The 12,934-nt window shown below is 47.6% G+C and carries 11 protein-coding genes; 10 read left to right on the top strand and 1 reads right to left on the bottom strand.

The window, feature by feature from the left end; genetic code table 11:
- Nucleotides 1–10 precede the first annotated feature (10 nt).
- From AM1_RS02365 to AM1_RS42990, 9 genes are all read left to right on the top strand, one after another.
- Entirely contained in the window at nt 11–1,480 is a 1,470-nt protein-coding gene (locus AM1_RS02365) for a hypothetical protein (protein ID WP_041658823.1), read from the top strand.
- A gap of 96 nt (nt 1,481–1,576) precedes the next feature.
- On the top strand, nt 1,577–2,467 hold the full coding sequence (locus AM1_RS02360) for a pilus assembly FimT family protein (protein WP_012161194.1): 891 nt from the start codon (nt 1,577–1,579) through the stop codon (nt 2,465–2,467).
- On the top strand, nt 2,464–2,655 hold the full coding sequence (locus AM1_RS43000; protein WP_012161193.1) for a PulJ/GspJ family protein: 192 nt from the start codon (nt 2,464–2,466) through the stop codon (nt 2,653–2,655). Before AM1_RS02360 ends, AM1_RS43000 begins: the two co-directional genes overlap by 4 nt.
- A gap of 48 nt (nt 2,656–2,703) precedes the next feature.
- Nucleotides 2,704–3,516 (top strand): hypothetical protein, encoded by an 813-nt coding sequence (locus tag AM1_RS02355; protein WP_012161192.1) that lies wholly within the window; start codon nt 2,704–2,706, stop codon nt 3,514–3,516.
- Nucleotides 3,517–3,676: 160 nt separating this feature from the next.
- Nucleotides 3,677–5,347 (top strand): IS5-like element ISAcma17 family transposase, encoded by a 1,671-nt coding sequence (locus AM1_RS02350; RefSeq protein WP_012161191.1) that lies wholly within the window; start codon nt 3,677–3,679, stop codon nt 5,345–5,347.
- Nucleotides 5,348–5,574: 227 nt separating this feature from the next.
- Nucleotides 5,575–5,919, top strand: a complete 345-nt coding sequence (locus AM1_RS02345; RefSeq protein ID WP_012161190.1) for a hypothetical protein — start codon at nt 5,575–5,577, stop codon at nt 5,917–5,919.
- A 485-nt stretch (nt 5,920–6,404) separates the two neighbouring features.
- On the top strand, nt 6,405–7,853 hold the full coding sequence (locus AM1_RS02340) for an IS4-like element ISAcma16 family transposase (protein ID WP_012161189.1): 1,449 nt from the start codon (nt 6,405–6,407) through the stop codon (nt 7,851–7,853).
- Between the two features lie 3 nt (nt 7,854–7,856).
- Nucleotides 7,857–8,360: a helix-turn-helix domain-containing protein gene (locus AM1_RS42995; protein WP_049783679.1), complete on the top strand. Its 504-nt coding sequence runs from the start codon at nt 7,857–7,859 to the stop codon at nt 8,358–8,360.
- Complete coding sequence (locus tag AM1_RS42990; RefSeq protein ID WP_238549144.1) at nt 8,320–8,916, top strand: IS630 family transposase; 597 nt, start codon at nt 8,320–8,322, stop codon at nt 8,914–8,916. Before AM1_RS42995 ends, AM1_RS42990 begins: the two co-directional genes overlap by 41 nt.
- A 58-nt stretch (nt 8,917–8,974) precedes the next feature.
- Here AM1_RS42990 and AM1_RS02325 read toward each other — a convergent pair whose 3' ends face one another.
- Nucleotides 8,975–10,285: an IS701-like element ISAcma8 family transposase gene (locus tag AM1_RS02325; protein ID WP_012160919.1), complete on the bottom strand. Its 1,311-nt coding sequence runs from the start codon at nt 10,283–10,285 to the stop codon at nt 8,975–8,977.
- Between the two features lie 593 nt (nt 10,286–10,878).
- Between AM1_RS02325 and bchD the strand changes: the two genes are divergently transcribed.
- A complete protein-coding gene (gene bchD, locus AM1_RS02320; RefSeq protein ID WP_012161187.1) occupies nt 10,879–12,927 on the top strand; it encodes a magnesium chelatase ATPase subunit D in 2,049 nt (682 codons plus the stop codon).
- Nucleotides 12,928–12,934 lie beyond the last annotated feature (7 nt).

The raw sequence follows: 12,934 nt of genomic DNA, 5'->3' as shown, positions 1-12,934 counted from the left end.
GGGTAAATCAATGAGCCCAAAGTTGTCAGCCTCTCTATCTCGATTAGGGCAGCCATCCTATCTAGCTCTGAACAGACTGGGAAATGAACCTAATAAGGGATTTGCCTTGCCCCTAGCCCTAGGACTGGGTTTTGTGATGGTCATTTTAGGGTTGTCGACAATCATGATTGCCCAAAGCGATCGCACCTCCGCATTTAGCCGCAAAGAAGCTGGGGCTAGTTTAGCCGTGTCGGAAGGGGGCATGGCTCGCATGCTGTCCCAAATGACTCAGCCGAATAATCGAATTTTATTGACTCGAAGCTACGATACGATCAATCCCAAAACTGGAACCACCTATCTTGGTCCTGATGGCATTCTCAATTCTGGGGATGAAGAAACCACGGCTATTGACGAATGGACGGGATATACAGGCAGCACTTCATCTCCGTGTGAGGATACTGGGACGACCATCACTCCTAGTGTTACTACTTCAGGAAACATGGGTTCTGGCGGTCAATACCAACTCAAAGCCTATCGGTATAATCCAACGGAACAAACGGGGACCCTGCTTATTGAAGGTAAGCAGGGAGAACGAGTATCTTATGTGCTATCTACCCTGTCTATACAGTCCGAAGTAGAGAATTTTCCTGGTGTTCTGGCAATGGAAGGTGCTTACATTCGGGGACGCACCCTTATTGGTCAACATGCCAATCTTTACTTCGACCCGGCCTATTCTGTGGACAGCAGCCTGACGGATAAGTCAGCACCGAATGATGTTGATCGTTCTGCTTATCTCAATGCCATTTACTCAACTGCTACCGATGGTCCTGCTGAGGATTTAATTGCCGGTAACATCGTAGGTTGCAAGGTTACACAAACACTTTCTGTCGATTTACCCTCAACTGTGAGGAGTTTAGGCAGCGTCAGGAGTAGTACCACTCTCACTGCTGCAGACAGCCCTTACCATATTGAAGAACTGGAACTGGATGGTACGAATGTGGTGAATGTGGACACGACAGATGGTCCAGTTTACCTTTACGTAACTAAATCCTTTGAATTGCGAGGCAATGCTCAACTGCGCAACATTCGCACGGATGGGCAACTTCCACGAGTGGGGGATCTAAGGATTATTGTTCACAATGCAGTTGGTCCAAATCTCGCCATCGAACTCTACGATCAATCCTGTATTGATACCGCATTTGTTTATAACACGGAGAATGATCTCCATTTACAAGGGACAGGAGACGGCTGTCCCAGTAGTGGAAATACTAATTTTGATGGCGTCGCTTGGGTAGAGGATGTCGTCAGTTCGATTAACATCACCCCCCATACCCGCAGCGTACCTTCTGAAGATTTTGACATCATCACGACCAATGGCAGTACGTCCGGCATTAGAGTGCCCAACGATGTATCCAGCTTGGCAGATGTGGTCAGTGGTATTGGCATTACTCCCAAGAATAAGTTTGGCTATGTGAAAAGTTGGCAACGGGTGAGGTTGTGACCAAGATGCCTTAATCCATTTCTTGTCAAAGTATGGGCAAGTCTCATAGGGGATGGGAAGTTTGTCCCCCCTGAAGCTGAAAGCCCTCTTTTATTTATGTTCATTCTTCTGCTGCAAATTGCCATGCTCCGCTTGTATCCATTGATTAAACTCAGACCTTCACCCTCAGAGACGGGGTTTACTCTGGCTGAAAAAATGGTCATTGGTGCCATTATCGGCATCGCTGCCACTGCCTCAGCCCCGAGTATTATGGCGACCATGAACCGAGCCAAAGTTAAGCAGACAATGGCGGAAGTCCGCACAGCATTGAATGAAACTCAACGAGAAGCCATTAAAGGCAATAAAATTTGCACCCTAACCCTCAATTTTGTGGAAGGGAAAATAACTGGACCTTGTCTCAAATCGGGTGATCGCACCTTGGAAACGGATGTTGCGATCGCAACTAATTTGACAGATCCAAACTCAAACACAGCCCGTACCAATGAAGGGCAGCCCGTTCTAATTGGTTCAGATGTGCAACCCTCTCTAGGACTGAGCGATGGTGAAACTATCTCCCAAATCGCTATGGCTCCTGTTCCTGAAGCAAAAGCATCTAAAGCGGGGGTGATCGTTCAGGTTATCGCTAAATGTAAAGGTAATACCGAAAAAGGATTAGGTTTAGGGACTTGCAAAAACAAAGATAAAGATGAGTCAGGAAATGGTGGACACGATTCGCCCTCTAGTCCTGGGCCATCAGCCAGCATCCCGATCAAATATGGTGTTTTAGGCAACCCTGAATTTGCGATTGTTAGTGCTCAACAAACACCAACAGATCCTAGTGGCAAGATTATCTTTTACAGTCCTGATGATTCCAAAGCCACTAAACGCTGTATTGCGATTTCCAATACTTTAGGGTTAACCCGTATTGGTACCTATCAAGGCGATATGAGTCCAGCTGCCATTACGGACTCTGGCCGTTGCACTGCCGAGAACTGGGAGGAGCAATGAAGCACCATTTAGGGAGAGATGGTTTGAATCAGCTGCCATCTGAAAAGACTTTATCCACTCACCATGGGTTTACTTTGGTGGAACTCTTGGTTGCAGCTGTCATTACTAGCCTGGTCGTCAGTGTCGCAGGACTTGGAGTGATTGCAGCAACCCGAGCCAACAACCGGACTGAAGCGATTGCGGCTTGACGCCACGACTTAAGCCGAGCTTTCGATTTCATTAGCAATGAAATTAGGATGGCGAAACGTATTAACCAATCCCAAATGATGAAGGCAACGGATGCCTCTTCCATGTCTAGTATGCTGACCAGTGCAGGTTTACAAGCTTCGGACTGGAGTAACCCCGTACTTTACTTAGAAATTCCCATCACCTCCCAGGTTCCAGATATTTGTCCTGCTGGAGGTCCTAATGCAGGTTCACCTCCACCTCAACCCGCGACCTATGATCAGGTCGTGTATGACATCCGCCCCAGTACCCAAGACTGGCTTGCCCCCAACTCCATTCACCGGTATGGTCGTGTTCCCGCCAGTGATGGCAGTATCAATCCCTGTAGTAACCCCGTTGCTAGCGATACCTTAGTGGATGCGATCGCAGCGGAAATCGATAACACCCCCACCTGTCCTACACCAGGGGTAATGATGGGGAAAGGGGGGTTTCAAGCCTGTGTACAGGGCAGTCAAGTTAATCTAATTATGCGTAGCCAAATCTCCGATGTAGAAATTCATCGATTGAGCAGTACTGCAACGTCCCGCACAGGAACTAGCCAACCTAGCCCTGTTTTAACCGCTACTCAACAACCTGGCACCAACCAGATCGAGTTAAATTGGCAGTGGTCCGGTGCTCTAAGTGGCGTCACTTTTGAAGTGAATCAGGAAATTCCTTCCACGTCCCAGAAGTCCAAAATTTACACTGGTTCAGACAGTCGTAACTCAACCGAAATGCAAGGATTGGCTGGAGAACAACATTGCTATACAGTCACCGCAAAGGTGGGGCAAATCAGCAGTCCTGAAAGCAATAAAGTTTGCTTTACTCCAGTCACGGTTTATTAAACTGGATTCTACTGTTTTTATTTAGATTAATTTTTAACTACATAGGGCTTGCTTCGGAAGTCTAAGTTCCAATATTTGCAGTGTATCCAAGTGTTGAGGGCCCTTGAGAAGTGCAAGGAAAATCATTCAAAATATTTAAAACCCTTGCACCTGCAACCCGATGTATCGCCGTCCATCCCCCGGTCAACTGTCCTTTGAGAACTTCTACTTGCCCTTTGGAGGGAAACTTTCAGGAGAGAATCGCTGGGTCAAACTAGCCGAGTTGATTCCTTGGGAGAGCTTTGAGTCAGAATATGCAGACCAATTCAGTCAGACCATGGGGGCACCTGCCAAACCCTTTCGTGTGGCCTTAGGGACCTTAATCATCAAAGAGAAACTGGGTATATCCGACGCAGAGACCGTAGAACAGATTCGAGAGAACCCCTACTTGCAGTACTTTCTGGGGTTTAGTGAATATCGAGAGAGTGCTCCGTTTGATGCCTCCATGCTGGTTCACTTTCGCCAACGGTTGAATCTAGAGCTGCTAGCTCAAGTCAATGACGCAGTCGTGGACTCTGTGCTGGCATCCGAGGGGTCTCCTGTGGCGATGTCCCCTGAGTCATCTCCTCCCTCTGACGATGATGAAGATGAGCCTCCTGCCCCTCCCAACCAGGGCCAATTGTTGATAGATACGACCTGTGCACCAGCCGATATTCGCTATCCGACAGACTTGGATTTGCTCAATGATGCCCGCAAAGCAAGCGAAGCCATCCTCGATGCTTTATATGCTCAAGTCATGCTGTCCCTCAAGTGCAAACCTCGCACCTACCGCCAGAAGGCCCGCAAAGCCTATCTGGCCATTGCCAAAAAACGTCAACCGAGCCGCAAGCTGATTCGTAAAGGGATTCGTCAGCAGTTGGGCTATGTGCGTCGCAATCTAGCCCATATTGATGGGTTGATAACATTGGGGGCTTCCCTATCCCAATTGTCCCGGCGGCAGTACCGTCTGTTGCTGGTGATTCATGAAGTCTTTCGACAGCAAGAATGGATGTATCAACAGTCAGTACGTCGAGTGGACGACCGGATTGTCAGTATGAGTCAGCCTCATGTCCGACCGATGGTCCGAGGCAAAGCTGGAACACCCGTTGAGTTTGGAGCCAAGCTATCCCTCAGTTGTGTGCGTGGATGTGTGTTTCTGGAGCGCTTGAGTTGGGATGCGTTCAATGAATCCCAGCATCTTCAACATCAAGTGGAAGCCTTTCGTCGTCGCTTTGGCCATTATCCTTTCTCAGTCCATGCTGACCAAATCTATCGGACTCGGGCTAATCGACGATGGTGTAAAGCTCGGGGGATTCGCTTGAGTGGACCGCCGTTAGGAAGACCTCAACAAGACCCACAAGTACAGACCCAACTCAAGCAACAAGCGTGTGAGGATGAAAAGGTGAGGGTCCAGATTGAGGGTAAGTTTGGGCAGGCCAAGCGACGGTTTGGCTTGAATCGAGTGATGGCGAAGTTAGCGGATACGGCTGCCAGTGCGATTGCTATCACGTTCTTGGTCATGAATCTGGAGCGGTGGCTCAGCCACTTTTTATCGTTCATTTTTGGGGTGGGATTGCTGGTTTTGGAAAGCGTTATGGAGCTGTCAGGACTTCCTTGGGGCTTTGCTAGGGCCAGTCAAAGGATATGGCTCTGGCCGTCACAAATGGGTTGCTTGTACGATTTGATGCATGGAATTTGCTCAATTTACTTTCTCAGCAAACCCTACATAAGCTCAGTTCAACCTAAGCACATTTTCTTGGATTTTTTAGTAAGAAAATATAGGTCTCAGCCCAGGCAAGAATTAGAATTCTGATTCTTGCCTGGGCTGAGATCACATATTGAATTCAATATTAAGCTCATTATGTGACCAGAAAATAAAAATCCACATATTTAGTCAATTCAATACGTGGCTATCCTGGGAAAAATATTTAAAAGATCAGGAATATTACTGAAGGGAGCAAAAAACAAGGGCAATACAATTAAGTTATACACAACTCATACATGTATTTGTTGTCCCCTTTCGTTTTCCCCTCGATCCCCATGGTTACCGTTGATGATATCACTGGTTTTTTTCTCGATCATTCCTCTGAAGGTCGAAAGGTTACAAAGTATGACTTTAAGGGGGTTCCAGTAATTGAGTCATGGGTAGGCTTATGTAAAAACGGCAGAGTCATCATTAAAGGTCGCATTCATAATCATGAGAAATATACCCAGGGTGTCAAGATCAATACCTCAAGCGTCACAGGGTATTTTTCTGAAAAAGGTCGTGTTTATGTCACAACGAAGAACTCGATCTATGAACTTGGAAATCCTCTAAATGAAGTGGAACTTTTAATCAATATTCCTGAGTTTCAGGATCCCAAAAAAGTAACTGTATGGAACTAGCCTTAATAGGCTTTTGGGTTGATCTCACAAAAAATTTAAGTTTCTTTAGAGAATATCCTAAGAGACTTATGCAATAAACAAAAATTTCACTGAGCTGGTTCTTCACTAAGCTTAGTGATTTTTTTGGGTTAAACCCAGTTAGTTCCCAAGACTATTTAATTTCACAGGAAGTCATTCAAAAGCACTAGAAATTCACGAGAAACAAGAGTGTTACCAGAAGCCCGGGTATACAAGAATTTTTGTTTCAGCTTTCCTTCCTGGAACTTGAATTAGCCTTAGTTACTGACCACCCACACTTAGCCCTCATACCCCCCGATATTGGGGTAAGTTGAAGTCTCTATTCTTATCTAGGCTGCAACCTAAAATTCTTTGGTAGACACACCAAAAAATCCGGAAAGCAATATCTGCCCTGAATAACGTTAGCCGTGAGAGCTATTTAAGAATCAATGGCACTGACTTAAGAAGTCAGGAAAAGGCTACAAGTCTTGATAGATATAGGATCAAGACTTGCACGCCATAAACTTCTGCCTTTCACTATGTCTGAGTCAGCCGAAATTCTCAAGCAGCAATTTTCCCAAAGCCTGGGTTTACCGTGGACAGATATCCTTCCAGCCTCAAGGTTAGAGGAACTCCTGAAAGAAGAAGCATTCTCCTATCGCAACCGGATATATAGCCCCATCGTTACGCTGTGGGCCATGCTTTACCAAGTGCTATCAGCCGATAAAAGCCTTCGTAACACAGTCAAATGCATCACGACTTGGCTCACAGCGGCTGGCATCCAACCGCCCTCATCTGATACCGGAGCCTACAGCAAAGCCAGAAGTCGCTTTCCAGAGTCACTGTTGCAACGTTTAATTCCCGAAAGCGCTGAGTGCTTAGCGCAACCCCTCTCCCCAGAGCACCTCTGGTGTGGTCGGCCCGTCAAGGTCTACGACGGAACCACCGTGTTGATGGCTGATAGTGCGGCCAACCAAGCATCATATCCACAACATGGCAATCAAACAGCAGGCTGTGGTTTTCCCATCGCTCGCTTGGTAGTGTTCTTCTGTTTGGTTACCGGTGCAGTGGCGTCAGCTTGTATTGCCTCCTGGGACACCAGTGAAATTGTCATGAGTCGTTTGCTCTATCAAGACCTTGAGGTCGGTGATGTGGTCATGGCGGACCAAGCTTATGGCAGCTATGTTGATCTAGCCATCATTCAACAACACAGGGCTGATGGAGTGTTGCGTAAACATCATGCTCGCAAGACTGATTTCCGCAAAGGCAACAAGCATGGCATTGGTGATCATCAGGTGACATGGCATAAGCCAGCCCAACGGCCTGAGCACATGAGTGAGCAAGATTTTGCCCTGATTCCTCAAACATTGGTCGTTAGAGAGGTGTGTTTGCGCTTATCCCTTAAGGGCTTTCGCGACCAGCACATTATTGTGGTGACGACGCTGCTGGATGCTCAACGCTACAGCGCTGGGCAACTGACTCGCTTGTATGGCTGGCGTTGGCCAGTGGCGGAAGTCAATCTGCGCCATCTCAAAACCACCTTAAAAATGGAGATGCTCAGTGCCAAAACTCCGGATATGGTGCGCAAGGACATTTGGGTACATTTGTTGGGCTATAACCTACTCAGAAGTCTCATGGAACTTGCGGCACCGCTAGCAGATAATGCTAGAACTCAACTGTCTGTGCAAGGAGCACGACAACACTTCAATCAGATGCTTGCTTTGTTGGCGACAGCCAACCGTGCGACCAGAAAGCGGTTGTTTACTCATCTACTTGAGACCATGGCAGCCGATCTATTACCCTCTCGACCGAATCGGCACGAACCGAGAGTCGTCAAACGCAGACCCAAATCTTTCCCGCGAATGCGACAACCTCGCTCTGCTCTCAAAGCTAATACCAAATCCGATTTATATAACCCCGATATGATGCATTATTAGAGAATGCCAAGAAAACTATATCTCGAACCTCATTTTTCGCCTGACGAGCTGAAGTCTCATTATCGAGCCAGCAAAGACCCAGTAGAATCGCGCCGCTGGCATCTACTATGGCTCGTCAGTGAGCAAACAACCCTGACTCACGCAGCTCAAGTGGTGGGTCTCAACTACGATTACGCTCGAGAAATCGTCAGGGAGTATAACCACAATGGCGCCCATGGGTTACACAACCGACGCAAAGATAAGCGACCTCATCAATCTCGCAGTCTTCTCACTCAAGACCAATGTGCACAATTGTTGACTCGTCTACAAACACCACCCGCCGACGGTGGTCTATGGAACGGACCCAAAGTAGCCCAGGTCATCGCTCAGATGACAGGAGTCGATAAGGTTTGGCCCCAACGGGGTTGGGACTATCTCAAGCGATTGGAGCAGTCCCTGCAATGCCCACGTCCTCATCATCGTAAAGGTGAACCGGAGGCCCAAGCCGCCTTTAAAAAAACTTCCTGAATACAAAGCAGAATTAGAGCGATGCTATCGTGATGCTCAGGTCGAAATTTGGTCTTTTGATGAACACCGATTAGGCCTTAAACCCATTATTCGAAAGATTTGGGCGCCTGTGGGGCAGCGTCCAATTGCTGAGGTGGACCATCGCTATGAATGGACCTATCTATACGGATTCGTTCATCCCGCAACCGGCGATACCGAATGGTTCATTCTACCTCGGGTCAATGGAGAATGGTTTAATCAAGCCCTACAAAGCTTTGCTCAGCAAGTTGGAGCGGGAAAGCACAAACAGATTCTTCTCGTTCTGGATGGAGCCGGATGGCATACCTGTAAGAATCGGGTGGTGCCACCTGGCATTCATCTGAAGATTTTACCCCCCTATTCTCCAGAGCTACAGCCAGCTGAACGGTTGTGGCGGCTAGCGGACGAGCCACTGGCTAATCAGTGTTTTGAGACCCTGGATGACCTCGAAGATGTTCTCGAGCAGCGCTGTCGAACCTTAATGACAATGCAATCGGACATTAAAGCTCTAACTCATTACCATTGGTGGCCAGCTTGACAGATGAAATGTTTCGGGGGTTAGTAAGTCGGATTTGGTATAACCCTCTTTTATCACTTTAGACAGAGAGAAAATCAGGATGCTTGAGCAATTTCCTCACCAGTGGACAGCAAAATGCCTCCATCTTTGATGTGAGTTGCTCAAACCCCTTTTTCAAAGCACGGCTGGGAAAGACTTCTAACCAGCGCTTTAGAAGATTCCAACTGATTAACGGTTGAATGATCAAGCGCACATTATTGAGCAGATTCTTCCACCCGTTTTGGTTATCCCACCAAGGATGCTGCGCAAAGTGTTGATGTGCCACTGGACAAGAGTCATTGAAGACATCAGCGAACAAACTCACCATCAAGAAAGCGCTCATCACTATCTCCCACCACTTTTCAATTTGTTCGTAGTGCGTCATGCGAAAATCAGCCCAACCCAAGGTATCTTTAGACTGTTTGAGACCATACTCAATCCAAGTTCTGAAGCCATAGCAATCCCCAATTTCATCCAGCTTGATCTCGGGTGCCGCTGCCATGACATAAGAGGTTGAGTTCTCTGGTAGCGTTTGGGGGTCCGTGGTTAATAGCCAATAGCGCTTCTGGTGGTGTCGCTGGCCATAAATGATCTCTTGCCTGTAACGAGTTTCAGTGGTGCCATTGCTGAAGGTTCGTTCAAATGACTGCCACGGTTCGGCAAAGACTGCTTGTTCTGCGGGTAACCACACCGCATGATTGCTACGAATCGCTAGGATATAGGGCAGCTTTAACTCCTCTAAGACATTCACAAAGTTTGTTTGAGCTTCCCCATACAAGCTGTCAGCCAGGACGAGCTCAAAGCAAAAGCCCATCCCTTGCAACTGTCGGATCATTCCAGCAGCAATTTGGGGTTTGCTGAGATACTCATCCTCCTCTTTAAGACGTTCTCGGGGTTTGTACACTTCAAAGGACAAAGGCAAAATCATCCCTTGAAACAGCCCGTAGGCAGTGACTGCGACGATGCCATTCTCTTTCTTGCCCACATTGCCGATATACTGCCGTTTCACATAGTCGGTACTCTTGCCTTTTTTGCAATCGCCCGTCTCATCGATCAATAGAATTAACCTGCGCCCATCCAGTATTTTCAAGATGATGTCCAATCTCTTGTCAGACAAATGTGACGCTACCCAAGGTGATTCACTCAGAAAATGATGCAGGCTTTGATGGTTCTCCAAGCCCACTGCTCTTGCAATGGCGGGCAATGATTTACGTTTGATATCACTAATCATCCCCAGATGGAGATGCTTGAAGGCTTCATAACTGCGGACTTGGGGAAATAACTCTGCAAATAGTTGGCAGTACTCATCAACAAAGCCAATGGTTGGTTCTGGACTTCTTGAAGCTGACATCACTCATTAGAAAAATAGAAACTGAGAATAGTCTATTTTTTATCTGTCTAAAGTGATAAAAGAGGGATAAGCTAGCTGTTTGATTGAGCTTAAGTCAGTGCCATTGATTTAAGAATTTGAATGAAACAGATAAGAAATCACAATCGATGAGCAAAAATACTCAGTCCACTCATGATAGACTGATTAAAATGATTAATTCGCATTAGATTGAGTTTAATAAATACTTACTTTCTGTTTATATCCAAAACAACATCATTTGAAAGAGGTGTTTGTAATGTTTAGTGGTTTCTTTCTGGTGATAGCTGTTGTTTGTATCGCTCTTGCCATCAAACTGAGAAGAGCTGAAGAAGTCCATTCCATCGCTGCAACCTGTGCGGGTCTCCTAAGTAGCTTATGCAGTTTTGCCCTCGCTCCTCCCTCTGCTCAGCTAGCAATGACTTTAGTGATGGTTGGCATAGTTCGGTGGTTGCCGCTACGTTTCTAAGATCTCTCATCCGTTGAGATGAGGTAATGGGGCAGACAAAATCCTGAAACAACGCCTTTGAAGCATGGATCTTGGTATTCTGAAGGTCTGAACACCAATGAAATCTTCTATGCCAGTTGCTGAACTTCCCCAAAAAATAACCACCTTTCCCCTCACAGCTGTGGTGGGTCAAGAAGCGATTAAATTGGCATTATTGCTCACAGCAGTTGATCCAACTCTGGGCGGGGTCGTTATTGCGGGTCGGCGAGGGACCGCGAAATCAGTCATGGCCCGAGCGGTTCATGCCCTTCTCCCCCCCATCGAAGTGGTCAAAGGCTCCATCTGCCAAGGCGATCCAGAGGATACTTCTGCTTGGGATGATGACCTATTGGCCAGTCTAGAGGCTGGTGCCATTCCGATAGTGGATGGACAGCCCCAACCCGAAACCGAAATTATTCCGACCCCATTTGTCCAGGTTCCTTTAGGAGTGACAGAAGATCGGCTGTTAGGTTCTGTGGATGTTAGCCAATCCGTAAAGCTAGGAGAAACCGTATTTCAACCCGGACTGTTGGCAGAGGCCAATCGGGGCGTCTTATATGTGGATGAGATTAATCTACTGGATGACCAGATTTCCAATTTATTGCTGACTAGCCTAACGGAAGGTCGAAATCAAATCGAACGCGAGGGGCTCAGCTTCCAACATCCTTGCTCTACTATTTTTATTGCCACTTACAATCCAGAAGAAGGTCCTCTACGGGAACATCTGCTAGATCGTATCGCTATTTCCCTCTCAGCCGATCAGATGTTGGGCCTTGACCTGCGAGTTCAGGCAGTGGAGCAGGCTACTGCCTATGCCAATTCTCCTCAAGCATTTTTAGCACAGTATGAGGATGAAACAGATGATTTAAAAACTCAGATTTTGCTGGCGCGAGAATGGCTCAAGGATGTTCAGATTCAACACTCTCAGATTGTCTATCTTGTGGATGAAGCTCTCAGAGGCGGAGTGCAAGGTCATCGAGCCGAACTATTTGCCGTTCGTGTAGCCAAAGCCCATGCGGCCCTCAATGGCCGTTCAGAAGTCACTGCAGAAGATTTACGGCGTGCTGTTGAATTAGTGATTGTCCCTCGGGCAACGGTCATTGATGCCCCACCCCCAGAACAACCACAACCCCCACCTCCCCCTCCACCTCAACAAGATAATTCCGATCAGTCAGATCAAGATGAAGAAGAAGAGGACGATCAAAACGAAGAAGATCCACCGGAACCAGAAGAGCCCCCCAGCATTCCCGAAGAATTTGTGTTCGATCCCGATGGTGTTGTCCTCGATCCCCAAGTCTTATACTTTGCCCAAAATGCTAGCCGACAAGGGAAATCAGGTAGTCGGAGTATTGTCTTTTCGGAAGATCGAGGACGCTATGTCAAACCCATGTTGCCCAAGGGCGGTGTTAAACGAATTGCTGTTGACGCCACGTTGAGAGCGGCAGCTCCCTACCAAAAGGCACGGCGGTTGCGCCACCCGAATCGGCGAGTCATTGTTGAGCAGTCCGATGTCCGCACCAAACGGTTGGCTCGTAAAGCAGGAGCATTGGTCGTGTTTGTAGTGGATGCGTCAGGTTCTATGGCCCTTAACCGGATGCAGTCGGCGAAAGGGGCCGTGATGCGCTTATTAACGGAAGCCTATCAAAATCGAGATCAGGTTTCTTTGATCCCTTTTAGAGGGGAACGGGCTGATGTACTCCTACCCCCGACTCGGTCTATCGAAGCCGCTCGCCGCCGTTTGGATACGCTGCCCTGTGGCGGTGGATCTCCTTTAGCCCACGGCTTGACCCAAGCGGTTCGGGTGGGGATGAATGCCCTCTCATCCGGGGATATTGGTCAGGTGGTATTGGTCGCGATTACGGATGGTCGAGGTAATATTCCCTTGACAACATCCTTGGGTGAACCGCCAGTAGATGGGGAGAAACCTGATATTAAGGCTGAACTGTTAGAAATTGCGGGTCGCATTCGAGCCTTGAATTTGAAATTGCTGGTGATTGATACCGAGAACAAGTTTATTTCCACTGGATTTGCCAAAGAGCTGGCCCAAAATGCAGGGGGTAACTACTATCATTTGCCGAAAGCCACCGATCAAGCGATTGCCGCAGTCACCCAAGATGCCATCAGCAACTTGACGGGTTAGGCCTAGC

Origin of the sequence: Acaryochloris marina MBIC11017, from assembly GCF_000018105.1 — a bacterium.
GTDB lineage: Bacteria > Cyanobacteriota > Cyanobacteriia > Thermosynechococcales > Thermosynechococcaceae > Acaryochloris > Acaryochloris marina.
This window is presented reverse-complemented; position numbering and strand designations above follow the sequence as displayed.

What these genes read in the sequence shown, in the direction of transcription:
- AM1_RS02355 (WP_012161192.1), top strand. Translation starts at nt 2,704, where the DNA reads ATGGCGAAACGTATTAACCAATCCCAAATGATGAAGGCAACGGATGCC.
- AM1_RS02350 (WP_012161191.1), top strand. Translation starts at nt 3,677, where the DNA reads ATGTATCGCCGTCCATCCCCCGGTCAACTGTCCTTTGAGAACTTCTAC.
- AM1_RS02345 (WP_012161190.1), top strand. Translation starts at nt 5,575, where the DNA reads ATGGTTACCGTTGATGATATCACTGGTTTTTTTCTCGATCATTCCTCT.
- bchD (WP_012161187.1), top strand. Translation starts at nt 10,879, where the DNA reads ATGCCAGTTGCTGAACTTCCCCAAAAAATAACCACCTTTCCCCTCACA.
- AM1_RS02360 (WP_012161194.1), top strand. Translation starts at nt 1,577, where the DNA reads ATGTTCATTCTTCTGCTGCAAATTGCCATGCTCCGCTTGTATCCATTG.
- AM1_RS02365 (WP_041658823.1), top strand. Translation starts at nt 11, where the DNA reads ATGAGCCCAAAGTTGTCAGCCTCTCTATCTCGATTAGGGCAGCCATCC.
- AM1_RS43000 (WP_012161193.1), top strand. Translation starts at nt 2,464, where the DNA reads ATGAAGCACCATTTAGGGAGAGATGGTTTGAATCAGCTGCCATCTGAA.
- AM1_RS02325 (WP_012160919.1), bottom strand. Translation starts at nt 10,285, where the DNA reads ATGTCAGCTTCAAGAAGTCCAGAACCAACCATTGGCTTTGTTGATGAG.
- AM1_RS42995 (WP_049783679.1), top strand. Translation starts at nt 7,857, where the DNA reads ATGCCAAGAAAACTATATCTCGAACCTCATTTTTCGCCTGACGAGCTG.